This is a genomic window from Coleofasciculus sp. E2-BRE-01 (genome assembly GCF_040221695.1).
Taxonomy (GTDB): Bacteria; Cyanobacteriota; Cyanobacteriia; order Cyanobacteriales; family Coleofasciculaceae; genus Coleofasciculus.
Window position 1 is genome coordinate 1 of sequence record NZ_JAVKEA010000165.1, and the last position, 25,170, is coordinate 25,170.

General features: G+C 46.7%; 26 protein-coding genes. 15 read left to right on the forward strand and 11 right to left on the reverse strand.

Features of this window, described 5'->3' with window-relative positions; all coding sequences use genetic code 11:
* Positions 1 to 458: 458 nt before the first annotated feature.
* Positions 459 to 1,073 (reverse strand): transposase, encoded by a 615-nt coding sequence (locus RIG66_RS20390; protein ID WP_446380573.1) that lies wholly within the window; start codon positions 1,071 to 1,073, stop codon positions 459 to 461.
* Between the two features lie 23 nt (positions 1,074 to 1,096).
* Positions 1,097 to 1,594 carry a hypothetical protein gene (locus RIG66_RS20395; protein WP_446380574.1) on the reverse strand — a complete coding sequence of 166 codons (498 nt, stop codon included), beginning with the start codon at positions 1,592 to 1,594 and terminating at the stop codon, positions 1,097 to 1,099.
* A 612-nt stretch (positions 1,595 to 2,206) separates the two neighbouring features.
* On the opposite strand from RIG66_RS20395, the gene RIG66_RS20400 reads away from it, so the two are divergent.
* Positions 2,207 to 2,779 (forward strand): hypothetical protein, encoded by a 573-nt coding sequence (locus tag RIG66_RS20400; protein WP_446380575.1) that lies wholly within the window; start codon positions 2,207 to 2,209, stop codon positions 2,777 to 2,779.
* Between the two features lie 36 nt (positions 2,780 to 2,815).
* Here the strand turns inward: RIG66_RS20400 and RIG66_RS20405 are convergent, their stop codons facing one another.
* Positions 2,816 to 5,050 carry a caspase family protein gene (locus RIG66_RS20405; protein ID WP_446380576.1) on the reverse strand — a complete coding sequence of 745 codons (2,235 nt, stop codon included), beginning with the start codon at positions 5,048 to 5,050 and terminating at the stop codon, positions 2,816 to 2,818.
* Between the two features lie 366 nt (positions 5,051 to 5,416).
* Here RIG66_RS20405 and RIG66_RS20410 point away from each other — a divergent pair, with 366 nt between their 5' ends.
* Positions 5,417 to 5,977 (forward strand): cyclic nucleotide-binding domain-containing protein, encoded by a 561-nt coding sequence (locus tag RIG66_RS20410; protein WP_446380577.1) that lies wholly within the window; start codon positions 5,417 to 5,419, stop codon positions 5,975 to 5,977.
* A gap of 125 nt (positions 5,978 to 6,102) precedes the next feature.
* On the opposite strand, the gene psb35 is transcribed toward RIG66_RS20410, so the two are convergent.
* Complete coding sequence (gene psb35 / locus RIG66_RS20415) at positions 6,103 to 6,312, reverse strand: photosystem II assembly protein Psb35 (protein ID WP_446380595.1); 210 nt, start codon at positions 6,310 to 6,312, stop codon at positions 6,103 to 6,105.
* A gap of 121 nt (positions 6,313 to 6,433) precedes the next feature.
* On the opposite strand from psb35, the gene RIG66_RS20420 reads away from it, so the two are divergent.
* Positions 6,434 to 6,616 carry a hypothetical protein gene (locus RIG66_RS20420; protein WP_446380578.1) on the forward strand — a complete coding sequence of 61 codons (183 nt, stop codon included), beginning with the start codon at positions 6,434 to 6,436 and terminating at the stop codon, positions 6,614 to 6,616.
* A 111-nt stretch (positions 6,617 to 6,727) separates the two neighbouring features.
* Here the strand turns inward: RIG66_RS20420 and RIG66_RS20425 are convergent, their stop codons facing one another.
* On the reverse strand, positions 6,728 to 9,121 hold the full coding sequence (locus RIG66_RS20425; protein WP_446380596.1) for a transglycosylase domain-containing protein: 2,394 nt from the start codon (positions 9,119 to 9,121) through the stop codon (positions 6,728 to 6,730).
* Between the two features lie 1,206 nt (positions 9,122 to 10,327).
* On the opposite strand from RIG66_RS20425, the gene RIG66_RS20430 reads away from it, so the two are divergent.
* From RIG66_RS20430 to RIG66_RS20465, 8 genes are all read left to right on the forward strand, one after another.
* Positions 10,328 to 10,465, forward strand: a complete 138-nt coding sequence (locus tag RIG66_RS20430) for a hypothetical protein (protein WP_446380579.1) — start codon at positions 10,328 to 10,330, stop codon at positions 10,463 to 10,465.
* A gap of 266 nt (positions 10,466 to 10,731) precedes the next feature.
* Positions 10,732 to 10,989, forward strand: a complete 258-nt coding sequence (locus RIG66_RS20435; protein WP_446380580.1) for a hypothetical protein — start codon at positions 10,732 to 10,734, stop codon at positions 10,987 to 10,989.
* On the forward strand, positions 10,979 to 11,209 hold the full coding sequence (locus tag RIG66_RS20440) for a hypothetical protein (RefSeq protein ID WP_446380581.1): 231 nt from the start codon (positions 10,979 to 10,981) through the stop codon (positions 11,207 to 11,209). The genes RIG66_RS20435 and RIG66_RS20440 overlap by 11 nt, the downstream gene beginning before the upstream one ends.
* 121 nt (positions 11,210 to 11,330) lie before the next feature.
* A complete protein-coding gene (locus RIG66_RS20445) occupies positions 11,331 to 11,504 on the forward strand; it encodes a hypothetical protein (protein WP_446380582.1) in 174 nt (57 codons plus the stop codon).
* A 239-nt stretch (positions 11,505 to 11,743) separates the two neighbouring features.
* Positions 11,744 to 11,965, forward strand: coding sequence for a hypothetical protein (locus tag RIG66_RS20450; protein WP_446380583.1), 222 nt, complete (start codon positions 11,744 to 11,746; stop codon positions 11,963 to 11,965).
* 123 nt (positions 11,966 to 12,088) lie between these two features.
* Entirely contained in the window at positions 12,089 to 12,370 is a 282-nt protein-coding gene (locus RIG66_RS20455) for a UPF0175 family protein (RefSeq protein WP_446380584.1), read from the forward strand.
* The gene (locus RIG66_RS20460) at positions 12,370 to 12,852 is read left to right on the forward strand and encodes a DUF3368 domain-containing protein (RefSeq protein ID WP_446380585.1); all 483 of its coding nucleotides are present in this window, start codon (positions 12,370 to 12,372) and stop codon (positions 12,850 to 12,852) included. The genes RIG66_RS20455 and RIG66_RS20460 overlap by 1 nt, the downstream gene beginning before the upstream one ends.
* Before the next feature lie 13 nt (positions 12,853 to 12,865).
* Positions 12,866 to 13,117 (forward strand): hypothetical protein, encoded by a 252-nt coding sequence (locus RIG66_RS20465; RefSeq protein ID WP_446380586.1) that lies wholly within the window; start codon positions 12,866 to 12,868, stop codon positions 13,115 to 13,117.
* A 465-nt stretch (positions 13,118 to 13,582) separates the two neighbouring features.
* Here the strand turns inward: RIG66_RS20465 and RIG66_RS20470 are convergent, their stop codons facing one another.
* The 3 genes from RIG66_RS20470 to RIG66_RS20480 all read right to left on the reverse strand — a co-directional run bounded on the left by RIG66_RS20470 (position 13,583) and on the right by RIG66_RS20480 (position 18,908).
* Positions 13,583 to 15,613, reverse strand: coding sequence for an eCIS core domain-containing protein (locus RIG66_RS20470; protein WP_446380587.1), 2,031 nt, complete (start codon positions 15,611 to 15,613; stop codon positions 13,583 to 13,585).
* Between the two features lie 447 nt (positions 15,614 to 16,060).
* Positions 16,061 to 16,432, reverse strand: coding sequence for a GxxExxY protein (locus tag RIG66_RS20475; RefSeq protein WP_446380588.1), 372 nt, complete (start codon positions 16,430 to 16,432; stop codon positions 16,061 to 16,063).
* A 364-nt stretch (positions 16,433 to 16,796) separates the two neighbouring features.
* Positions 16,797 to 18,908, reverse strand: coding sequence for an ATP-binding protein (locus tag RIG66_RS20480; RefSeq protein ID WP_446380589.1), 2,112 nt, complete (start codon positions 18,906 to 18,908; stop codon positions 16,797 to 16,799).
* A 637-nt stretch (positions 18,909 to 19,545) separates the two neighbouring features.
* On the opposite strand from RIG66_RS20480, the gene RIG66_RS20485 reads away from it, so the two are divergent.
* The 3 genes from RIG66_RS20485 (at position 19,546) to RIG66_RS20495 (ending at position 21,766) form a co-directional block, all read left to right on the forward strand.
* Positions 19,546 to 21,159: a B12-binding domain-containing radical SAM protein gene (locus RIG66_RS20485; RefSeq protein ID WP_446380597.1), complete on the forward strand. Its 1,614-nt coding sequence runs from the start codon at positions 19,546 to 19,548 to the stop codon at positions 21,157 to 21,159.
* A 66-nt stretch (positions 21,160 to 21,225) separates the two neighbouring features.
* Entirely contained in the window at positions 21,226 to 21,519 is a 294-nt protein-coding gene (locus tag RIG66_RS20490; RefSeq protein ID WP_006098254.1) for a DUF2288 domain-containing protein, read from the forward strand.
* A 43-nt stretch (positions 21,520 to 21,562) separates the two neighbouring features.
* Entirely contained in the window at positions 21,563 to 21,766 is a 204-nt protein-coding gene (locus RIG66_RS20495) for a hypothetical protein (protein WP_446380590.1), read from the forward strand.
* Between the two features lie 3 nt (positions 21,767 to 21,769).
* Here RIG66_RS20495 and RIG66_RS20500 read toward each other — a convergent pair whose 3' ends face one another.
* The 3 genes from RIG66_RS20500 to RIG66_RS20510 form a co-directional block, all read right to left on the reverse strand.
* Positions 21,770 to 22,384 carry a YdcF family protein gene (locus RIG66_RS20500; protein WP_446380591.1) on the reverse strand — a complete coding sequence of 205 codons (615 nt, stop codon included), beginning with the start codon at positions 22,382 to 22,384 and terminating at the stop codon, positions 21,770 to 21,772.
* A gap of 375 nt (positions 22,385 to 22,759) precedes the next feature.
* Positions 22,760 to 23,380, reverse strand: coding sequence for an LAGLIDADG endonuclease (locus tag RIG66_RS20505; RefSeq protein WP_446380592.1), 621 nt, complete (start codon positions 23,378 to 23,380; stop codon positions 22,760 to 22,762).
* Between the two features lie 393 nt (positions 23,381 to 23,773).
* Entirely contained in the window at positions 23,774 to 24,874 is a 1,101-nt protein-coding gene (locus RIG66_RS20510) for a tocopherol cyclase family protein (protein WP_446380593.1), read from the reverse strand.
* Positions 24,875 to 24,916: 42 nt separating this feature from the next.
* Between RIG66_RS20510 and RIG66_RS20515 the strand changes: the two genes are divergently transcribed.
* Positions 24,917 to 25,051 (forward strand): hypothetical protein, encoded by a 135-nt coding sequence (locus RIG66_RS20515; protein ID WP_446380594.1) that lies wholly within the window; start codon positions 24,917 to 24,919, stop codon positions 25,049 to 25,051.
* The last annotated feature ends 119 nt before the right edge of the window (positions 25,052 to 25,170 follow it).

Here is a 25,170-nt window from a genome sequence, read left to right on the forward strand (position 1 = left end):
GCAAGTGAAACTGCATTAACATTCAAGTAAAAGTAGCCTAAAGGGGTGACAAGCAGCTCAAAAGCTCGGCAGACAAAGCATTTCACCCCTCTTTCCCTTAAAAAGATGTCAGCTTATTGACAGGTTTATTGATAATGAAAAGGGGAATGAGAATGATAATCACCTGCTTTTCTGAGTATCTTGGTTGTCTTTTTCGGACAAAAAATTAATTTGCGTATATTTTACGCAAATGCAGTTGGGCTGAATCAAAGTGAATTTTTTCAAATTATCTGTAAGGCGTTAAGATTATTTTAATTCATCATTGTCCCTAGGAAAGCCAGCTCAGTTTCCACCCAACAAACAACATCTCACAACATCTCCGTCAGTTTCAGACTGTTGAATAGATAAATATTGAGGTTAAATTCGTCAATAATAGAAGTGTAACTAAATAATTTAATACATATTAATAGACCAAATAGTCAAGAATTTTTAATTAAGTACATGGCTTTTAATCCTTGTTGAAAGTACTGGATTTTAGAGCGATTAAGGTGCATAAGTTTCTCCACCATGACTCGACAAAAATCCCATCCAATCGTCCAAGTTAATCCATAAAGACCCATCCAGAAATTGCTGTGCCGTCTCTGGCTTCTTGCTACCTCTTTGAGACGACAGATATATTTTTGTTGATGTAAACAGCGAGTTTTGTCCCCTTTTAAAGAAGCGATAGTATAAGCCATGGCAATTAACAATACTAAACGATTTAAACGTTCTATGCTTGCCTTAGTTCTTTCTAAGTTATAGCCACCCGTCTTACAATCTTTGAACAAGGATTCTATCCCACTGCGAGATTGATAAACCTGAATCACTTCATCAATACTACTTAAATTGGTTAGAATGAACCAACCCTGTTTTTCACATGAACCTCGATACTTTCGTTTCCAATAAGCGGCTAAATTAAAACGACCAAATCCCTTCTTCTTTGTATAATTAACTCCCGAATGAAATAACTTCATCCCCGGAGTTAAACCCAACTCACTTAGCTGTTGATAGTTGCCTTTCGATTGGCGGATATAAGTATCCTGCTTGATCCGCAAGGCAAAAAATACCTTCTTTTTTTTCAGTAAGCGAGTTCAACACGGCGGAATTCCCGATCCCCGATGAGAACAAGTTCATAACGGGAAAGCAATTTTAAGACCGGACGAATAACCGCAATTTGTTCGGATATATTGCTACTACCCGCCTTATCCAAAAATTGCCAATAGACGGGGAAGGAACGTTTTTTCCAAATCACAGCAACCATTAATAAGTTATTGCTGTACCACTGAGTTCTATCTATTGCTAGAATAACACGACTTCCCAGCGGAATTTGAGTCCTTAATATATATTTAATTATCGGAAACCAAATTAAGGGTAGACTAAGATTGGGAAGAACTAAAAACCTTTGCAGATGTTTTCTCCTACTTTGATAAAGGATGGGTACAGGAAAGATCGCGGCTAATCTTTCAATCTTGACTTGTTTGTGTACTTGAAGCAGCCACAGTGAAATTTCTAGGGTGAGAAGTTGAGACTCACTTAGATAATTCTTAAGGCAACTGTGATAGAATTGTGGTATCATTATTAACTGAGCGGTTGACTTGAATACAGACAGACCACTCTTTTTTACCACAAAACACACCCATTTCTTGTTAATTTTTGGAAAAAGTCAAAAATTTATTTTTTATTGCTTTTACGGGGTGCGATACCTTCCTTCTTACTGAAGTTCAAAGAGCCGAAAAATTGAAACGGTAAACGCCGTGCGACTTTCCGCGATCGCTCGAAAGTGTGCGGAAAGCTTATGGCAGTGTCCTTTCTTGAGAGCTCTGACGTATCGCACGCCGACCCCCAAACCCTGTGACCTGAAGGGGTGATGCTTTTGGGGAACATTTAAGGATTAAAGATAACCAACAGACTCTCTGTGAGTCACCCAGATGATTATCATTCTCATTCCCCTTTTCATTCTCCATAAACCTGTCAATAAGCTACCATCTTTTTGAGGGGAAGAGGGGTGAAATGCTTTGCCTGCCGAGCTTTTGAGCTGCTTGTCACCCCTTCAGAGAGAAGGGTTTGGTGGGTTACGGCGGATAGAACATTTAGCGGTTATTTCCTTGATTAAATATCCGCCTAACCCACCCTACAATTACAATAAAGTAATTAGGGCTTGCTTAAAGCGTTTTCTATCCTGTCTACCATGAATACCCCAGCCCACATCATTATTAATATGCTATGCCTAGGACGTCAGGATACTTCCAGTATTCTTACTCCAGTCATCATCGGTGCATTACTCCCTGATGCCCCGATGTTTGTGTTTTACTTTGTGGAAAAAGTGATTAAGGGGACACCTGAAATGAAAATTTGGCGAGAAGCGTATTACCAAGAAAACTGGCAAAATTTTATTGATGTTTTTAATTCTATTCCCCTAATTGTCTTTGGCTTAGTTCTTACAGGCTGGTTGGGTTCCCAGATTGGTATAGTCTTTTTCTCTAGCATGTTTCTACATATTGTCGGTGATTTTCCTCTGCATCATAATGATGCCCATCGGCATTTTTTCCCGTTTTCCAATTGGCGGTTCCAGAGTCCGGTTTCCTATTGGGACCCGCATCATTATGGCACTATTGTCACTATTCTGGAAATTCTCGCTGTTATTATAAGCTGTGTTGTCCTAGTCCAAAGTTATCAATCGATGACAGGTCGAATTAGTGTCGGGCTAATTGGGATTTCCTATTTAGCCTATTTTATCTATGTTTTTACGGTTTGGGTTTAGAGTTGATAATCAGCCTTACTCTTCTACGCTTTTAATTCACTCAATCACCTCAATCATTGCTGAAAATGCCGCTAGCTTCTGGGTGTCTACGCCACGAATCCCGCGTGAAATTTTAATCCCAGCCCCACGGGAGTGGCGATCCAAATCATTGACAAATGCTTCCATGACTTCCACGGGTTCATCTTCGGCTAACAGTAAGGGTTGACGAGAATCGGCTTTCACGGTTCGGGCAATTTTCTGCACGCCCTTCAGCGCATCCCGCAAGGGTTCCGTACTGGCTAATACTAATAGTTCCACAAAACCAACTCCGTCTAAAATAAAGTGAAAATCATCTTCCGTGGGTGGGTTACTTGGAGGCGGTATAATTAAATGCTGTCCAGGTGTAACTAATGCCGCATCTTCTGGGGCATCCCAATAGGGAAATAACACTACAATATCCCCATTAGAACCGATCGCTAACACGCCGACATAGATGGCTTGACTCTCGTGGTTTTCTACCTCTATCTGAATTTCCGTGTTTTGTTTAAAGCTAGTCTTGGCGATGGTTGTAGGAATCACCCCGGCGTTTTCCGCCGCCCGACTCCCCGCCCGAATCCCTAATCCGCCGCCCGCCACAGGCTGAATCGTCATCGCTACATTTAAGTTAGAGGTATTGCTGTTGAGAACCAGATGCAATATCCGCCCCGCCAGTAACGCCTTTAAACGGGGGCGCAGGCGATTTATACCTGTTGTTACCGACTCTGCCAACATGCCAAAGGAATCGGGAACCGGAATTAATCCCGCCGTAAATATCCCTAAACTGCCCACGGGGGGTAAGGGGTTCATCCCTTGGTGTTGCGCCTGGGGGATAGCCTCATTCGTCATCCGCCCGATAATATAATCCACCACAGCCTCTTGATTCATTGGCACCACCGTTACCCGACTCACCGACTGTAGGGCGGTGCGGGCGGCTGAAATATCCTCTCCCAGTGAGGGATGAAGTCCCACTCGTAAGCTTAAATCAGCCGGAACGCCTCGTACTCGTTCCTGCATTAACATTCCCTCTCCGGGAATCGCCCGCCCCTGCGATCGCATTGTTCCATACCCCACTAAACCAACCCGTGAGGTTTGTTCCACTTCCCCCTGAACTTGTCCCTGTTGATTCATCAACGTAAAAATCGCCCCCTCTTGAAACGCATCCAAGCTTTGAGACGAGACTCCCCCCAACCAAAACTCCACGCGATCGCCCTCTATGTTTCGTACCACAGCTTCAGCAGCTGGGGTTGAAGCGTTCAAAAAGTAAATCGGTTCCTGTTCGCGATCGCTCCCTGGCTTCACTTCATACACTGGATCTTGGATAATACCCGAAGAATTCGCCACATCCTTGGTACTCCGCGCCAGATTCACAAACACTGTACTCAATGGTTCACTCATCGGTTGTTGCCAAAGATATCGCGTCAGCAAATAGGTAAACGCCCCCGCATGAAAATCCCCGAATGGTGCATCCGTCGCCAACTGGTTCCGCGCTGCTGAACCCAACGCCACTCCCTTAGCAATCCCCTGCTGACGCCGTTGCTGAAATTGTTCTGGGGTTAAATTCAACCGCGATAACCACTGCTGCTGATACTCAAACTCCTCCTGACTGGCTTGATCATCCCCACCCCCCTGACGAGATGGAACCGCCCTGACTAAAAAGTTTCCCCGCAATCCTCCCCCAGAATGGCAGCTATCCATGACGACGGTAACGTTTTCGGTGTCCAAGGCGGACATCCACAAAAACAGAGTTCTGCCCATAATATCCCGCACCTTCCCCGCCTCTTGCCCGGTTTCAATCTGACGGTTATTGGGAACTATGGTGCTATTCAAACCATCCGGGTTAATTGGGTTGGGGTCAATCACTCGTGAACCATGTCCAGAGTAGTGAAAAACCACCACATCTCCCGGTTTTGCCTGTTGAATTAAATGGGTTTCCACGGCGTCGATAATGCCTTGACGGGTGGGTTTAATCGGGGTTTCATCCGTCACCCTGAGAATATCCTGGGGATTAAACCCAAAGCGTCGCACCAACAATTCATACTGCAACTCCACATCAGTTAAACATCCCTGTAATGTAGGGATAGGGGCGGGATAATTGTTCACACCCACCAATAGTGCCAATTTGCGGGGAGTGCTTTGGGCGAGAACTTGGGCGTAGCGATTTGCTTGGCGGATTAAGTCCAATTGGCTCAAACCCACAGTAGCGAGAGTTGATCCGGCTATTTGGAGAAAATGACGGCGCTTGAGTTTCGGCATAATCTAAATCGGTCTATGATCGAGCAAGACGGGTATGGGGGGGCTGACGTTTCCCCGCACCGGGAATTCTGACAGACAACTACAGAAAGAGCGATCGCGCTTTTGTTAAAAGTTATAATTCTAACCAATCCGGCAGGTTCTCACCCATCGCCGCTCTGGGATAGAACGTTGTTGATGTATTCCCCTATCTCTGAATTGTTATAGGTTATGCACTTATAATTACGTTCTGTAAATATTTCTCAAATCCTTGCCAACCCCAAAAGACGTAGCTTGCCGGGATAGAGGCGAGTATTACCAATAACGAATGACAAATGACAAATGACAAATGACAAATGACAAATGACAAATGACAAATGACAAATAACGATGAAAAAAGTATTTTTTTTACTGGGAGAACTAAATGACGATGACATGGATTGGATGCTCGCTGTGGGACACCGAAAGGAAATTACCCCAGGAACCATCCTAATTGAGGAAGGTAAACCCATCGATACCCTGCTGATCCTGCTAGAGGGAACGTTATCGGTATCAGTTTCAGCCTTGCAAGGCAAGACAATCGCTCGATTAACCAGTGGTGCGGTTGTTGGGGAAATGTCTTTTGCCGATACTCGTCCGCCCTCGGCTACGGTTCAGGCGGTGGAACCCTCTCTGATTTTATCCATTCCGCGTCATCATCTCCTGGAAAAACTGCAAAAAGACCAAGGATTTGCCTCACGCTTCTATCGTGCGATCGCGATTTTTCTGTCTACTCGATTACGGGGTACGGTGCGATATCTGGGTTATGCCAAAACCGATTGGCTTAAGGACGAGAATGAGACTGAAGAGTTATCCCAAGAAGTCGTTGATAATGTACCCCTTGCCCAAGCCCGATTCGATTGGCTACTGAGGCGTTTGCGAAATAATGACCATGCGGTGCTTCCAGATTGATGGGGACTCCAGGTGCGGGGGGGGTTCCAGGTGCGGGGGAGCGGGGGAGAGATTGTCAACCTATGTATTATCGAATACATCTTTGCTGCAAGCCCCTCCCGATTTAAACTTTAGCCTTTATTCCTTTATTTCTTTTGGCTGGAATTCTCTGGCGTATCAACCTTGGGTACAATGTCAGGACGATCTTTATTTTCCCAACCGGCTGGACGCTTGGAGTTATACCAGGCGATAGAGCCGAGGACAACAGCGGCGATAAAGCCGATCACATAGACCAATGTAAACGAGAATGGAAATTCAGAAGCTTGAGCTGCTCCTGCTTCCATCAATAAATTCAAATACATAGATTCACTCCTTATCCTGTTTTGGCTATCCTATCAAAACTTTCAGGAGTATCTATCACCCCTGAGACCGAATTGCCCTGACAAAGATGTTGGGGAAGCTGGGGAGTTGGGGGAGATGAGGGAGATGGGGGAGATGAGGGAGATGAGGGAGATGAGGGAGATGAGGGAGATGAGGGAGATGAGGGAGATGAGGGAGATGAGGGAGATGAGGGAGATGAGGGCGGGTTTTGAACCAACGTTATCATCAATAGTGAAACGAAAGTCCCTAAACCCGCCCCTACAAATCAGGTTCCCTTGAAGGTTGGGAAGGTTCAATTTTTCCCTATACCCGACACCCGACACCCGACACCCGACACCCGACACCCTGTAGTACCCTCAAGTCTCTTGTCACCCCCTCAGGGTCACAACTTTACTCCTCAGACGCAGGAGGAGCAGTGACTGGTGCAGGTGCAGGTGCAGGTGCCGCCGGAGCGGGTTCAGGTGCAGCTTTGCGAGACGCTGGAGGCGCTGGGGGCGGTGCCACAGGCGCTGGGGCTGGGGCTGGGGCTGGGGCTGGCGGAGCCGAAACCGCTGCAGGTTGAGCTGGGGCTGGTGCTGGGGCTGGTGGAGCGGGTTTGGGTGCAGGTGCAGGTGCTGACCGTCTGGGTGGTGGGTTGCTGGGCGCTGTGTTGCGAACCGGGGCTTGGCGACGGGAGGAACGGGCGGGTGCAGGTTGGCTCCTAGTGTTACTGCGACTACTTCCACCACTGCTTCTGCTGCTACTTGAACGTCGTGGGGAATAACTACGACTGGTGGAACGAGAGGTTGAGCGTCTGGTGGTCGAAGCGCGGCGGCTTGTCCGTCTTCTGCTAGAGTGAGTCTGGTTTGTCTTCTTGGTATAGGTTTTTTTCGGCTCGATTGGTTTGGCTTCAATCGTCCCTTCCCGACCATCGAGTTTATCCGGTCGATCCGGAAAGTCTTCCGCCCTCATATTTTCGACGGCTTCTTCCATGAACTCATGCCAAGCGATGGCGGCGGTGCTACTTGCTCCCCAAGTCGGTTTATTATCATCATTACCCAGCCAAACGCCAGTCACCAGTTGGGGAATATACCCGATGAACCAGAGGTCACGGGCTTCGTCTGAAGTGCCTGTTTTGCCCGCCACGACGCGATCGCGTAACTGAGCGTTTCCCCCTGTCCCCGACGTGACCACATTGCGAAGCATCCAGGTCATAATGGCGGCAGTGTCTTCGTCAATGGCTCGCTCTCTTTGGATCTGTTCTCGATAAATCACCTTACCTTGGCGATCCAGAATGCGGCGAATCCCATGGGGTTGGACATGTACGCCTTGAGTGGCTAAAGTGCCATAAGCACTGGTCAACTCCAGTAAATTCACTTCTGACGCCCCCAATGCCAAGGAATAGGTTTTGTTGAGGGTCGATTCAATGCCCATTTTCTCGGCAATTTCCACCACTGGGTCCCAACCCACCTTGATTAAGGTTTTCACTGCCACAATGTTCACTGAATGGGTGAGAGCATCCCGAATCGAAGTCCAACCGCGAAAGTTTTCACTATAGTTCTTGGGTTCATAACCATCAACGACAAAGGGGGCATCCTGATAACTTTGATAGGGAGAGAACCCTGCAGCGATCGCGGTTGTGTAAACAAATGTTTTAAATGTCGAACCCGGTTGGCGTTGTGCCTGGGTGACGCGGTTAAATTGCTGATCTAAAAACTCCTTACCCCCAACCATGGCTTTGATTTGACCATTACGCGGATCAATTGCCACTAATGCGGCTTGTTCAAACCGTTGGTATTTGCCATAGGTTTCGATTGTCTCTGCCACCGCTGCTTCTGCGGCTACTTGCCACTGCGGATTGAGGGTTGTTTCCACAATCAATCCCTTTTTGCCTAAAACATCGGGGGGAACGTATTTCGGCAGTTCTTGTTGAATATATTCCGTAAAATAAGACGCCTGTCGGTCTAAACGCTTCGGGTTGCTGCGCTTTGTTCGGAGAGGAGTCGCGATCGCGGCGTCTGCTTCCCCTTCGGTAATATACCCATTTTTCTGCATCCGGCGCAGCACCACATTCCGCCGCTCTTGGGCTATTTTTTTGTTAATAAAGGGAGAATACTCGCTCGGTGCGGGTGGCAAGGCTGCCAAGGTTGCCATTTCGGCTAAAGTCAATTCTGTGACGGGTTTACTAAAATACACCCAAGCCGCATCCGCGACACCATACGCCCCAGACCCCAAATACACTAGATTCAAATAGCGCTCCAAGATTTGATCTTTCTCCAAATCCTGCTCAATTTTTTGCGCCATCCGCATTTCTTTGAGCTTACGCCCTAGGGTTTGTTGCTGATCAAAATAGACAATCCGCGCCAACTGCTGGGTGATCGTACTGCCGCCTTCTACCACATCTCTGGCTAACAGATTCGAGAACGCCGCCCGGACAATCCCTTGGTAATCCAGTCCGCTATGATTTTCAAAGCGTTGGTCTTCTATCGAAATAAACGCTTGTTTCAGCCTGTCCGGAATTTCCCATATTTTTAGATTATCGTGAGTCGCTGGTCCAATTTGCTGGAGAATCGTACCATCAGCCGCTTTTACGGTAATCGTCTCATCCCGGATATAGGTCAACACATCATCCGTGGACTCTGGTAAAGTTTCTTCCAGGGCTTGCCAACCCAAACCGAAGGCGATCGCACCGCCACTGATCCCCACCATTCCTATCCCCACCCAAAACTTACGCCGACGATAGATAGGAGGGGGTCCGACAAATGACTTAACCAAGGTACTCGGGATTCCCTTGATCCCATTCATCGTCACCGTTACACCCCGTCGGCATCGTCTCACCAGACCCAAGCCTGGTGACGGTTTTGGTTGGGAGTCTGGTTGAATCTGATCCTCTGAGGCAGCCTGGGTTTCTTGTTCCGTTACTGCCTCCGAATTCAACTGACTTGATGGATCTTCGTGCTTTGGGATAGAATTTGACACTTGAACTCCTCAATTAAACCACAAGCCGCCATGACCTTTTGCTTATTTTAGGGCTTGGGATCAAAATTTGCCGGATGGATGAAGCCAAGCTTCCTTCTCAGTAAAATCCCGATGCGTAAGACTTGGCAATCTAGCGTCATCCTAGCATCGCTTTCGTTGGCGTTGAGGCATCCCAGGGGTTTAATCGATTTTGTCTACCAATGGTTATCATTTTTTCTTTTTAAGCGGTTTAAGTCACTCCAGCGCTCAAATTGTATCTCAACTATTGGAAAAATCCCACCGTACCCAGGAATACTGGGATTGGGGCAAGTTCGCAAACCATGAGGCGATCGCACTTAAAGAGGTAACATCTGGAGAGCCAAACACAGATTACCTAGATAGAATGAGGCTCTCCAGCCGACTTCAGATAGAGTTAATACTATCAGGGGAGATCAAAGCGCACATTTCCCGCCAATTCTTACATCTTCTGGCTATTGAGAACTAACACCTCTGTGAAAGAGCGTGTGACTAAGGGCGCACGTCGGTGCGCCCCTACGGTTTCTTTCCTTCTGTAATATGTTATGTAATGCTCATCTATTTGGCTTCGGGTTGCTACGCGACTACAAGATTGGCGATTCCACTTGATCTTCGGTGGATTTATGTTTGCCATTTTCCTCTGATGCTTGGGTGAATTCTTGAAATAATTCAAAAAAAATATTGAGCGCGGTTTTTTCATCTTCTGAATAAAAGAGGATTATATTAGCCCAGGATTGTCCTGTGCTAATATTAAACTTTTTCTTGATGCAATTGGTAAATTCTACAAATTATTGCTCATGATTGGTTGGGGAAATTCCTAATTCTCGGCGGGCTAGGTTATAGCCTGATAAACAAGAGCGCAGGTTGCTAATATGGGGCTTTCCTAGGTACATTGAAGGTCGTTTTTGAATTTTCTGGATTAGGTCATATAAGTCACTCATTTTCAACCTCTTTATTTTGATTCTCACTTTATTTCAACTCAATTCTCATTAAGATTTAAAAGTCAGTCTCTGTAATTTGGAAATCGCCACCAAAGTCTTTGATGGGACAGTAGAGGTTATTCAGCCAAGCTTTTCGGGAAATGCCCTGGTGGTGATTTCACTCTTTCTCGTTAACCCAACCCTAGCGCGATCGCATGAATTATTTATCCCGTAGGGTGTGTTAGGCGCTGGCTTGGGTTTAGTTAAAAAATTGAGGATTTTCTCGCCGTAACGCACCGTTTTCGGTTGGGATGGTGCGTTACACTTGCGTTTTCACACCCTACAGCGATCGCACTTCATTTCAACCTAATGCAATCACACTTCTTTTTTTACCCATTTATACGACAGAGCCTTGACTTGGGCTAATTTTTTAGGTACTATTTCATCATGGGAAAATGTGCCAGCCTATAGAGTCTATACTCGTCACTTCAAATTCTGTTTATGTCAACGTCTCACTCGGATAAAAAAAAGTCAGTTAAACCTAGGCAACAATCCAATCCTCAATTGCAAGCGATCGCTTACAGCTTAGATAGTCTCGTTCCAGGATTTTATCTTTGGCTAGGTGATCTGAAAATTAGGTTAGGTGGGAGTGAACCGGAAGAAACCTATCCTGGAATTATTCATAGTTGGTGGGGTATAGCACTGGTTCTACCTGGGTATCGGATCTATAGTACCTATCAAGGTAGCTATGACCCTTGATCAGCATGATCTGGATGGCATTGCCAAAATCATGGTGAAAATTCTGCCAACTCCTGAATTTGAAGCGCTTTTAATTGCTGCCGGATATAGTAAGGTGGGTACGGCTCCAGCTAAAGGGAATCGGATTAAAGTTTGGTGGGTTCATACAAGTTTCAGGCGAATAGAAGCAATTTATAGTCCAGATGGGGCAGTTGCTATTACGGCTTATCATGTCACTTGATCGGCGATCACACTCTCTCCCATCAATCCAACCCTAACGCGATCGCGCTCTGTTTATCCTCAATTTTAGGACAGGCAATCGCACTTTTATTTTTACCCATTGATACGACAGAGGGTTGACTTTGGCTAATTTTTTAGGTATTCTTTCATCATGGGAAAATGTGCCAGCCTATAGACTCTATACTGATCACTTCAAAGGCAAACAGCAACAGGAGCGATCGCAAGATTTCCCTGATGGTTATTTATCCTGTGAAAGGAATAGAACGACGATAAAGGATTTGGGGATAATATTGTAGGGGCGCACCGACGTGCGCCCTTGCTGATGTGCGCCCTTAGCCCTTATAAGATATTTGCCCTGACATTACTTGTACCTTGACACAGATATGCTGCGATCGCACGATTATCAGTGTACTGGGTGGGAAGGGGTTAAACCTGGTTATCTGATGGGATGCAGCCAAAGCGCGATCGCATGAATTTATTTATCCCGTAGGGTGCGTTAGGCGCTGGCTTGGGTTAATGTTAAAATTGGGGATTTTTGCGCCGTAACGCACCGTTTTCGGTTAGAGTGGTGCGTTACACTTGCGTTAACACACCCTACAGCGATCGCACTCTCTCCCCTCATCCCAACTCAAAGAGCGATCGCACCCTCTCCCTTCAACCCAATTCAAAGAGCGATCGCCCTCTCTCCCTTCAACCCAAAAGTGATCGCGCTTTTTTCTGGTATACTTTTATCATGGAAAAATGTGTCCGCCTGTAGATAGAGCCTCGCTGCGGTTGGACTAAACATTGGCAACGGATGGGGTAGCAGATGTAACGGATGAACGGTTAGGTTAGAATTGTTGTAACCTAAACGGGACGTGAGGGTACTGGAGGAGGTTCTGTGCAAATTACCATTAATTTACCAGATGAAATTGCCAGCACGATTCAGGAAAAGTGGGATAACTTCCCTCGAAAAGTTGTGGAGTGTTTAGCCATTGAAGCCTATCGTCAGGGAGTGATTACTTCGGCGCAGGTGGGAAGATTGCTCAACCTCTCCTCGCGTTATGAGGTGGATAGTTTTCTCAAGCAAGCTGGAGCCTATTTACACTATGATGAAGCGGATTTTGAGCAGGATTTGATAACGATGGAAAAAATAATGACTCAGGGGAATCCAGAACTTTAATGGCAGTTGTTTCGGATACTTCACCGTTATGCTATCTGGTGCTGATTGATTTGATTGATTTGTTACCAGAGCTATATGATCAGGTGATTATTCCTCACGCTGTACTCTATGAGTTATCTGTACCCCAAGCACCTGAACCCGTTCAAGCTTGGATAGCTCAACCTCCGGTTTGGCTGGAGGTTCAATCCATCGAGAATCAACCCGATGTCGGGCTAATTGACTTAGATTTAGGAGAGCAAGAAGCGATCGCTCTAGCCGAACAACTGGGGGCTGATTTGATTATTGTAGATGATCGGGATGCACGGCAGATGGCTTTGCAGCGTGGGTTAAATGTGATTGGCTTGTTGGGTGTTTTGGGTGTTGCAGCACAGCGAAATTTGGTTAATTTCTCGGTTGCTATTGAGCGCTTGCAGCAGACGACGTTTCGCGTTTCACCTGTTTTGATTGAATCGTTGCTGGAGCGATTTCGGGTTAGGGAGTAGACAATAAGAATAGATGAAAGAATACTGGATTAGTTCGCTTTTACTTCCTTCTAGCCTAAATGCGATCGCACATCCTCCCTTCAACCAAACCCAAAGAGCGATCGCACATTCTCTCCTCAACCCAACTCAAACAGCGATCGCACATCCTCCCTTCAACCCAACTCAAACAGCGATCGCACTTTCTCCCCTCAATCCAACTCAAACAGCGATCGCGCTCTTTCCCCTCAACCAAACCCTAACGCGATCGCGCTTTGTTTATCCTTAATTCTAGGACAGGCGATCGCACTTCTTTTTTTTACCCATTGATACGACAGAGGGTTGACTTTGGCTAATTTTTTAGGTATTATTTCATCATTGGAAAATGTGTCCGCCTATAGACTCTATACTTATCGCTTCCAAAACACAGATTACACGGATTGAATGACACTAAAGAGAAGATTCAATAGTGAAGCACACAGATTGACACAGAGGACTTAATAATTTCGGCTCTTTCAGACTAACTATGATAAATTACTACAAAAAAATCTCCACAATTCTTGCTACGCAAGCATCATGGAGATTCAAAAAAGCAATTTTAATAAAATAGGATTTTTATTTTGTTAGATTCTTTGCTATTTAAGGGTTTAAGCTCATTTAAATTGTTAATTTGCCATAACCAGTCTAAGAGAGCCTCAATTGTCAGCAGGGTGACGCTTTAAACCTTCCTTTGGAATTTTATTTCTTTTATCTTTTATCGTTTCATTCGCATCAAATCCATTATTTCATGCATTATTGTTGCTCTTTTTATGAGTAGTTCTTGGTTTTCTGGATCTTGCTTCAGCTTTTCATTCACCTTTATATTCATGTCTGTAAGTCTATTTATGAGGCGTTTTCTATCTTCTTCATAGAGACTGAATTCCATTTCTTTTGCCTGGTTCTTTACGTCTTTCAGTTCCCTTACAGTTTTTTGGAAATCGCTCTCCACGTCGTCGGGCAATTTTACTTCTTCTTTCATTTCTTTCTTCGTCCATTTTTGCTCCTTACCCTTGTCCCACATCCTGGTATTCCTATCTAATCCCCCTGCCCCGGTATCCCCTGTTCGCGTTATAAGCGCATGCAACTTTTCTGCTGTTTCCAAATAGTTTAATATTCGATCAAATTCATATTGGTTCAGTGATTCTTTTTTTATGTTTATTTGAGGTGGACCGCCAATTTTACGGATATATTGGTACAACTCATCGTACATGAGAGATCGCGGTGTCTTTGTTCTTTGCAGCTTCTTTTCGCCCGATTTCTCTGAGGATTTTTCGGGTGCGTTATTGTAATTCCAATCAGGCTCTTGTCCCGGATCATCTTTGCGTTGGTCGGAACCCGGTCCAAGGGTTATATTTGAATACAAACTTTTCAGTGCATTCACACCTGAGTCACTCGGCAGATCCAGTGTTGACAGTGTTGAGCGCATTTGTTCTTTTTGCTCCTTGCTCATAAGGTTATACACCCACTGTAAGGTACTCTTGGGCAATTTGTGATGACCTGTATCAAATATTGTTGTCGCTTTATTTGCATCTCGAATTGCCTGATCTGCTCTTCCAGTTCGCCAACCAGATCCTTTTGATGGCGAGGCTTCGGGCGCTTGTGGAGATTGAATACGAGTTTGCAAAGCATTAAGTTCGCTGCGGAGTTCTTCCTTATCATTAAGACTGTAGAGCAGTATTCGATGTTCTTCTGATTCAAAAATCTCATCGATTATCTGACTTATATCTTTGTATTCGCTTTTAAGACTATCGAGTAAATTTAGGAGTTCCGTAGCCTCTTTTTTTTCGACCCTCTCCCAGCTATTGCCGTATTTGCCACGATATACGTAACGCTGAACTGGTATCGTGGACACAACTGAAGTGTAAGGGCAATTCAAAAACACTTTTACCGAGTTCTCGCTACTAGCCGATGTTTGAGGAGACCCCTCAATTGCTGCTGAAGGGGTATACTTGAGCTGTAATGCTTTGCTTCCCATTACATCTGCCTCAAGTTCCAACCCTTCGTCATCATTAATCGCGACCTCCTTTGTTTGCGTTGTTGGCTTTACCCGTCCCTGCTTTTGCTGCACCACATGCCACGCCTCATGGGGCAAATGCTGCTCCTGCCCCGGTGCTACATGGATATCCGTACCCTGCGTATATGCCAATGCTTGCAATTGGGCAGGCTTGGAAGAATGGTAGTGGACTTTCACATCATCCATTGATATGCCGGAGAGAGTTTCAATACCAGCTTTCAGCTTATCTGACAATCCAGTTTTGTTTTCCTTTTGCACACCGGAAACACCAATGCCGTCGGCGGACGCATCCATCGGTTCCCCAGTCGCGTGACGCTGCACCTTCTGCGCCGGGAGATGATCCAATGGAGAAGGCTTCCTCTGCCCTACCGACATCGGCTGATGGGTTTCCTTAGCTTGAATCTTCGGCGGCGCATTAATATGATCCACCACCTGACGCGCTACCCTATCCGCTTCCTGTTCATACTGATCCCCCGGTTGCCCAATGGTGAGTTTCGGTTGCAGGGGTGGCAGAGTGCGGGGAACCGATTCGGGGGTTAATAACGTCGAACCCAAGCGTTCCGATGCTTCTCGTTGCGCCCGCATCTGTGCCAATTGTTCCTCATTGCTGCGAGTTGACTCAATTTTGGGTTGGGCGATAACCGGATGGGATTTTGATTGCGCCGGAATGGGCAGGATATCCGATTTTTTCTTCGCGTTGGCGGTTTTTGGGAGGGATTGATGAGTCGCCATAACACTGATTACACTGATTTAGAGGGAGGTTAGAGGTGGGAGTTGGGAGGTTTGTCGCACTGATTCCACAGAGGGGTTAGGGGTGGGTGGCAAAGGTTGGTAAGGATGATTCAAGGGTTGGCAGGCGGATTTAGTTTTCTGTGTACTCTGTGTACCTCACTATTTAAGTCTTCTGTCTGTGTATTCCTCTCTGTGTAATCTGTGTTTTAAACACTGATTTCACGGATTTTTTTTCAGGGTAGGGGTGGGTGGCAAAGGTTGGCAGCACTGATTTCACAGAGGAGTTAGGGGTGGGTGGCAAAGGTTAGTCATACTGATTTTTGGGATAGGTTGGGTTCGGGTTTGTTTCTGCTGTTTTATCACAGTTTTTGGGTCTTCGGGGGGTTTGTAATAAAGCTTTTTTTCCTTGTCTAGATATATTCTTCCTCCACGGCTGTCATGGAGTGGCTAATTGATAATGCGTTTAACTTTGAGACTCGGTTCACCAAAGTTAATCAGTAAACCCAGGCGCAGTTTCGTGGCTTTAAGGTAATTCAGGGTTTGGGCTTCAAATTCCTTAACTAACATCCTTACCGCCTTGGTTTCCACTATTATCTGGTCAAAGCATAAAAAATCCGCATTGTAGGTTCGATTTAACCGCACCCCCTTATAAAAAATCGGTAAGGGACATTCCCGATGATTAGGAATATGCTGCTGGTGAAACTCAATCTCCAACGAATCCTGATACACCACCTCCAAAAACCCCGCCCCTAACTCCCGATGCACCTCCTGTGCCGCGCCAATTATTTGATAGGTCTTCTCCTCATACAAATAACCCATCTTCAACCTCCTGCCTCAAACACTGATTACACCGATTTTCTTAGATTTTACCAGCAGCCTCACGATTGAATAACACAGATTGACACAGACACCTAAACAGCCCCCACCCCAATTTAATCATCCTTACCAACCTGTGTCACCCACCACAAACCTCTCTGTGAAATCAGTGGGACTAACCTTTCACCTCCCCACCCCAATCTCCCTCTAAATCAGCGAAATCAGTGTTACCTCACATCCCAACTAAATCCCAGAAATCAGTATTACCAACCTGTGCCACTCCAGAACCAACTCCTCTGTGAAATCAGTGCTACCAACCTCCCAACTCCCCACCCCTACCATCCCAAAAAAATCAGCGAAATCAGTGTTACCACCCTTGCAATTCCCCTTGACCCGTCGGACGTTCCATCTTCAGACATTCCTGAATCGCCGCCTGCTTAATATGCTTCATCTGCACCGCTTCCCCAGCACCCGCCGCTAAAAACGCCGCATTCATGGCAATCGTCTTAATATTCCCCCCTGCCATGTGTAACTGTCCCAACTTCTTATAATCCAACCCCTCCGTCGGCGTCTGTTGGGGAAACACCCGCCGCCAGATTTCCTGCCGTTGTGCAGCATCGGGATAGGGAAACTTGATAATAAACCGAATCCGACGAATAAACGCCTGATCCAACCCCGTCTGAATATTTGTCGTCAAAATCGCCAATCCCCGATACGTCTCCATTCGTTGCAACAAATAACTCACCTCAATATTGGCATGACGGTCATGGGAATCCTTCACCTCCGAGCGTTTACCAAACAGCGCATCCGCCTCATCAAAGAGCAAAATCGCCCCACACCCTTCCGCGCCATCAAAGATGCGCCGCAGATTCTTCTCCGTCTCGCCAATATACTTACTCACCACCGCACTCAAATCAATGCGATAGACATCCAACCGTAAGGTATTCCCCAATACCTCCGCCGCCAGGGTTTTCCCGGTTCCCGACATCCCCGAAAATAGGGCATTTATTCCCAATCCTCGCTGATTCTTTTGGGCAAATCCCCAGGTTTCATACACCCTTCCCCGTTGCTGCACCTGTACCACAATCTCCCGCAGCATCTGTTTCTCCTTATCCGGTAAAATTAAATCCTCCCATTCGGCTGTTGTCTCTATCCGCACTGCCAAGTCCTGCAACTGGGGACGGGCTTGGGTGCGGCAAATTTCCCAGATGGGACTCTTTGCCACCTCTAAGGTGACAGGTTTCGGCGGTGGGGTTTCGGTTTCCGTTTTGCGAGTCGTTCGGCGTTTGCGCGTGGGTTTGGTTTCGGCTTCGGGTTCAGGTTCAGGTTCAGGAGTAGCTTTGGCGGCTTCCTTGTTGGCAATTTCCTCCTCCAGACTCTTTTGCGCCTGGATACATACCGTATAAATATCCCTGACACTCAGTTGAAACTGAGACACCAACGCTTCAATCTCCGCCTCCAGATGCAGGGCTTTCTCCCCCAACGCCCCTTGCCAAATCGCCTTCTGTTCCTCGGATGTGGGTGGCTGCACTTCCCAGGTAATTAGTGATCGCATTCGTTGTCGCCCACGTTCCCGACGACTGACGATTAAGGGCAGATTAATCGTATCGATCAATTCGGATAACCCAGAGTTCATCCCCTCATCCATCTCATCCCCATCCACCAATAGCACCGCATGACTCAATCGCCATTCCCGTTCACACAACTGCTTAACTAAACTCAGACTTCCCTGCTGAGGCGTCAACGCCGCCACTGATAGGCGATGCAGGTTCAAATTCAACTGACGACAAACCGCCGCCGCGATCGCACTTTTACTCAATCCATCTACCCCCGATAACCCAATCACTGGCAACAATGTCCGGGATGACTCGACCCAAGTTGCCGCAATTTGCGCCACCATCTGCTGATGGGATGGCGGTAAAACAGCATAATCCTGTGCCTCCACCGATAACGGCTGCACTATTCCCCGCAATCGCGAATCAATATAATCCTCCCCCAACAGATAATGAAAAATCCGCTCATCTATCCGCAAGGGACATTTAAGCCGACTCGTCCCCTCCCCCACCTCAATCAACCGCCACCAGAGCAACGGCGCATCCGGACGTAAGGCAGCTAAATTCGGCTCTACCGAAAGCGCCCAGGCTAAACCAAAGGTGGGATAAGTCTGGTGCGCCTCCCCCTGTGCCTCAGCAGATAACGCCCCCCACTGCTCATCCAATTCCATCCCGGCACAGAGGATCAATACATCCCGCTCAAACACTGATAACCGGAAGATCTGACAGAGTTGAGTCAACGCCGAGGGTGGTGCATCCTCTTCCTCCTCAGGTGGCGCGATCGCGATCGGTTCCGTCTCTTTTCCCTGACGCTGTTCTATCCGACCAATCAGCGCCTGTCGTACCTGTGCGATCGCATTCATCAGATCACGACGACTATTGGCTACATACCAATTTATAGTTGTTGTATCCTTTGCTACAGACATAGTTTTGGCTTTTCTTACGGTTGTTTAGGCTAAACCTGTCACGTTCTGATAATTCAAACTATTCTTTTCCAAAAAAAGGTTTGAATATTTAAATCTGTTTGATGTCTTAACACAACATCATAATTGTTCGTTTTTTACTCTGTTTCCGGAATAATCTACGAAATTTCAGTGAATTCAGCCATTGTGAGACGGATGTGCGGTTTTCAGGTATATTATCTATGGTGGGTATTTTGTGGACAAAAATAATTCCAAGCTAGCTAAACCCCTTGCATCGTGGTAAAACATTGTATAAGTTCTGGTTTTCGTCTCCCGTCCAATATTTCCTTGGACATAAGTATTTTGTTAAACTTACGATAAAAATCATTACAAGGTCTTGACAATAACACAGATTACACAGATCGATTGAATGGCACAGACAGAACATTGAATAGTGAGGGACACAGATTGACACAGAAAACTAAATAATTTCCCCACAATCATCTTTTTATCTTTTGCCTCCCCAGAACTAACGCTTCTGTGAAATCAGTGCGATTAACCCCCAAACACTCCACCCTTACCCTCTCCAAAAATCAGTGAAATCAGTGTGCCAGATTCTTACAATAGAAAGGCACAAACCTCATTGCCTCAAACGCTGCTTGTGACTGCTTCTGCCTTTACCGCTGAACGCCTACTCTTTACACCGACTACCCCGGAAATCGATGCTATCCCCACCATCTTTGCCTTTCCCAATGACTACACCGTAGGCATCACCAGCCTAGGCTATCAAGTTGTTTGGGCAACCCTAGCCGAGCGATCTGACTTACAAGTAAGTCGCTTGTTTACCGATTGTCATGAACCGTTGCCCAGACAGCCCGAATTACTCGGCTTCTCAATATCATGGGAACTCGATTATGTCAACATATTGACCCTACTAGAATCCTTAGAGATTCCGGTACGATCCGCGCAACGGGACGATCGCCATCCCCTCGTGTTTGGTGGCGGACCCGTACTCACCGCAAACCCAGAACCCTTTGCCGATTTCTTTGATGTGATCTTGTTAGGGGATGGGGAAACCCTATTAGGGGATTTCATTGACGCTTATAAACAGGTTTGCCACGCCAATAGAACCGAGAAATTGCGGCGATTAGCCCAAGTTCCAGGGATATATGTTCCCAGTCTGTATACGGTAACCTATCAGGATCAAACAGGCGCGATCGCATCCATTCAACCTGTTGATTCCCAGATTCCCGCCACCGTCACCAAGCAAACCTATCGTGGCAATACTCTATCCGCCTCCACCGTTGTCACCGAAAAAGCCGCTTGGGAAAATATTTACATGGTGGAAGTGGTACGCAGTTGCCCAGAAATGTGCCGCTTCTGTTTAGCCAGTTATTTAACCTTGCCCTTTCGCACGCCGAGTGCAACGGATTCATTGATTCCAGCGATTGAACGCGGATTGACGGTAACTAAGCGGATTGGCTTACTCGGGGCGTCGGTGACTCAACATCCAGAGTTTGAGGTATTGCTGGATTATCTGGCACAACCAGACTATGATGATGTCCGCTTGAGCATTGCCTCAGTACGAACCAATACCGTTACGCCCAAGCTAGCCGAAACCTTGTCGAAACGGGACACGCGATCGATTACCATTGCCGTGGAAAGTGGTTCGGAACGATTACGGCAAATTATTAATAAGAAATTGAATAATCAGGAGATCATCCAGGCGGCAATTAATGCCAAGGCTGGAGGATTAAAGGCACTCAAGCTGTATGGGATGGTGGGTGTTCCCGGCGAAGAAATGTCTGATGTGGAACAAACCGTAGCCATGATGCAGGCGATCAAAAAAGCCGCCCCAGGTTTACGCTTAACCCTAGGATGCAGTACATTTGTACCCAAAGCCCATACACCTTTTCAATGGTTTGGCGTGAATCCCTCTGCCCAGAAGCGGTTGAAGTATTTACAGAAAACCTTGCGATCGCAGGGGATTGACTTTCGCCCGGAAAGCTATAATTGGTCAGTGATTCAGGCGCTAATATCTAGAGGCGATCGCCGATTGTCGGAGTTGTTAGAATTAACACGGCATTATGGCGACTCCGTGGGCAGTTTTCGGCGGGCGTTTAAGCAATTAAAAGGCAAGTTGCCAGAATTGGATTTTTATGTGCATGACAATTGGTCAACAGAGCAAATATTGCCTTGGAGTCATTTACAAGGATCTTTACCTCAAGGTACATTAATAAAACATTTGGATGCGGCGATGTCTATTAGTTATTAGTCATACTCGCTTGCGCGAGAAGCAAGCTACGTCCTTTGTCCTTTGTCATAAGTCCTTCGATAACTCATGCAAGATTTAAAAGCAGAACTCGCCCAATCTGTCGATGAAGCCGCCTGGGATTGGCTGGTTCCTCACGCTAAACGAGATGTTGTGATCGTGGTGAAGCCAGAGTTAGATCTACTTGATGTTGGAGTCGCGATCGCGAATGATGATACCTTGTCTGTCCAGTCTTGGATTAGTCACCAACAGCTTCACAAACCGTTTGCGAATCAATTAGCCGATTGGAATAGCGATCAAAGTAAACGTTTTCAAGCTTTGATTGTACAGCCCTATGTTTTAGTGCAAGAACTCGCCGCCTAAAACATTGCCCAATAAGCGGTTATGGTTATGTTCCCAACCTGCCATGGAACGTCTGTACCAAGCCATTGTAGGGGCGGGTTTAGGCACAACTGTAGGGGCGGGTTTAGGGAATCAATTCAGCACGTCACCGATAACCGAACAACAAAACCCGCCCTCCTCACCGATAACCGAACAACAAAACCCGCCCTCCTCACCGATAACCGAACAACAAAACCCGCCCTCCCCACCGATAAATGAACTCTCATAAGTTCTATTTTTTCAGGAAATTCGATGTCTGACCCAGAGTAGCGCCAGTATGTCCAGTCGTCACCCATAATAACGCTCTTGCACCATCCCGCAGGGATTTCTCAATCGGTTCCGGATCACGTCCTAACGACACAGGGACAGGTTTAAGGGTGATCCCGCGACTGCCAAACACAATTTCACCAATTACCCGCGCCCGCAGCATGTGATCATCTGCCGTAATCAAATAGACACCATCGATTCCTTGGGCTTTCAACTCATCCACCAACGTCGTAAAGTTGGTTACCGTATCGGTAGCGCGGCGATCAATATGCAGGTGGTTACGGGGGATTCCCGCCTTGGCGAATACCTTTTCGGTGTACCAAGACGGACTACCCGACGATACCCAGATGTGGAGATCAGGGTGCTGCTGGGCGAAATCAGCCGCAAACAGTTCTCGTTCTTCTTCTCCCCCTAAAACCAAAATAGCTTCTGGCTGGATCAAATAACTTTGAATTTGCTTATAGCCACACAATAGCGAAACCGCCAAAATCGGCATCAACCAGGACAGTAATCTAACCTTAGAGCGCCGCGATCGCGAAAACAAGTATCGCCGTTGACGCACAGAAATCCTCAAAAGCATGAATAAACAGATGAATCAGGTGGTATCAAGGAGGAGCGCTCGTTTGGGCGGAACCTGGAAATCCCCCCTACATCGCAAGATACCAGTCTAAAGGTACGCTTAACCGCAATGCAATCCATTACTGGAAAAGTTCCACGATCCCCTCAAAACTTTCCACTCTAACTCTCTGTTAGTCCGTACAGATTTTGATACTCTCCAGACGCGCCATGGCGCGTCTCTACATGCTCCTAGAGCAATCTCAGCCGAAAACTTTTCGGTCTACTGATATTCTCTTACTGACGGGACTGGCCGGATTCGAACCGGCGACCTAGCGCTTCAGATTGGTGTGAGTTTCCTCACTCTCTGGACTATCCCTTCACCTTGGGCGTATCGCCTTTAGGTGGTAGCCGTTCTGTTTAAGGATGTTTGTACTTTATAGAGCATACTGTCGTGGATGTAAGGACGAATGAACGCTAAAAACCGTTTTCCTTCCTTCGTTCCCATTCGCAGACGGTAAAGACCTTTGGCTTTACTCAGCCCCCACTTAAATCCCCAAACCTCGGCAAAATAAGCAACAATGATCTCATTTTGTTCTTTAGAGAGATAAGTATTCAGCTTAAGCGTTAAAGCATGAACCTTTCCGTCTTTTTTCTGGAAGGACTTAGACCCATCATCCATAAACCAAATCGCTATTCCCTGGGGGGTTAAGACATTTAGGAACGTTCGCGTGATTGTTTTCGTTCCCGCTTGATAAAGCCTCTTAACTAAAACCCGTGTCAGGGGAATCAACTTTGGTTCTAGGCGAATCTGCTCATAGCCCTTTGTTGTAATCCAGCGTCGGATACTGACTGATTTTCCGGTTATTTGTTCGAGAAGCTCTTGCTTAAATAAGAGATACTCCTCATACTTCGATGAATTCTGGATAAAGAAATTGTTTTGATTTCTTTTTCCATCACCTAATAACAGTCCAGCCAGAATACCGCGTTGCTCTACTTTCGATGAGACATTGTAGTCCATCTTTTATTGGTATCCTTAAACCAGTCTCTGCACCTTCCGATTCGTTTTTAGAGTGGAGTTTTGCCAGATTGACTTAAACTCAAACGAATCGGCTTGGCTCAAGATTACCGTATCTGGGATCAGACTTAGGCTTCCTTGAATTTGACTACATTCACTCGTCAGGTTTCCCTAGCGGTGCCCGATTTTTCAGGAGGCGCTTGCTCTATCCATCTGAGCCACAGCCCCATTTCAACTTGACTATTATACCCAATCCTTTCTCTCTAGTCTTGCCTGATCCCCAACTTCAGCAAAAAATTGTCATTTGTCATTTGTCATTTGTCATTCGTCATTCGTTTACTCCCTCATCTTCCCCAGCTCCCTCTGCTCCCCCAGCTCCCTCTGCTCCCCCAGCTACTAGGAAATCCAGGGCAATTTCGCCTCACCTATCCAAGCCTGATCCCACGGTTCCCCACCCACCTCTAATCCGCAAAGTGAGCTATGGGCTTTAAGAATCGTTTTCGCGGTTCCTCCCTGGCGTTCTCGCAATTCCAGCGTCAGCTCACCCTGCATGGTATCACGACAAATAAAGATTAAACCTTGTTCCGTTGGGGCGCGGAGGGGAGTACCGGGTAAATTTGTTGTACTTGTCAACTCGATCTCATAGTCAGCATTGTGGGCTTGCATTTGCCAGCTTCCCCACGGTTGAATCTGCCAGCGCACTGCTGAATTCCAGGGGACAAATTCATAAAATTTGCCGTGATAGTGGATACCAATTAATGCGGCGGATTCCATCCACCACAGCACTCCTCGCCTACCGCCCCCCGCCGTGAGTGCTAAGTCGGGTTCATTATCAAAACTGTTGCAATTGAGCCAAAACCACTTTTGCGGAAACGAACGCCCCCAGTTCTTTTCACCGTAAGCCGGAGCATTGGTAAACTCGTAGCGTTGACCATTCCATTCAATCCAACCCGTCGCCCAGCCGTGAGCCATTAAAATCTGCCAACCGGGTTCAAATATCTGAAAGGACGATAACCAGCCGGCTGTGGATTGCTGAGGCGCGTTGTTACTCGCCCAACCATAGATGGGTTGAATTTGATAGCGCCAATGACAGTAATCCCCCGTGGCGGGATCGCTAATTTTACCTTGATTCCAGGTGGCGGTGGCTTGATACCCTTGCTGGATGTGATTGTCAAAGGTTAGGGGATCTAGATATTTGGCGGGCATTGCTAAGTCCGTTTTGCCCCAATGTCCTAGGGCTAATGATGAGGGAGATGCCCAAAATTGCTTAACATCGGGAAAAGTCCGGCAGAGGTAGCCATCCTCAGGACCCAAAACTTGAGCCGAGCCACCACTGTGGGGTTGACCGCCAATGGGATCTTCAATGGAATACATGAAGCCAAAGGTCTGACCCCAATCGGGTAAGGTGACTCGATAGTACCATCCTTCAAAGAAGCGAGAACTACTTCCATCCCAGTGATAGCCGCTATGGGGGGTTTGCAGGAGATTGGCATTCATTCGTTGAGGTAAGGTGAAAGGGGGCAGAGGGAGATGAGGGAGATGAGGGAGATGGGGGAGATGAGGGAGATGGGGGAGATGGGGGAGATAGGGGAGATGAGGGAGATGGGGGAGATGGGGGAGATGGGGGAGATGAGGGAGATAGGGGAGAATTTACAAATGACGAATGACGAATGACGAATGACGAATGACGAATGACGAATGACGAATGACGAATGACGAATGACGAATGACGAATGACGAATGACGAATGACGAATGACGAATGACGAATGACGATAAAAACTTTACCAAAAC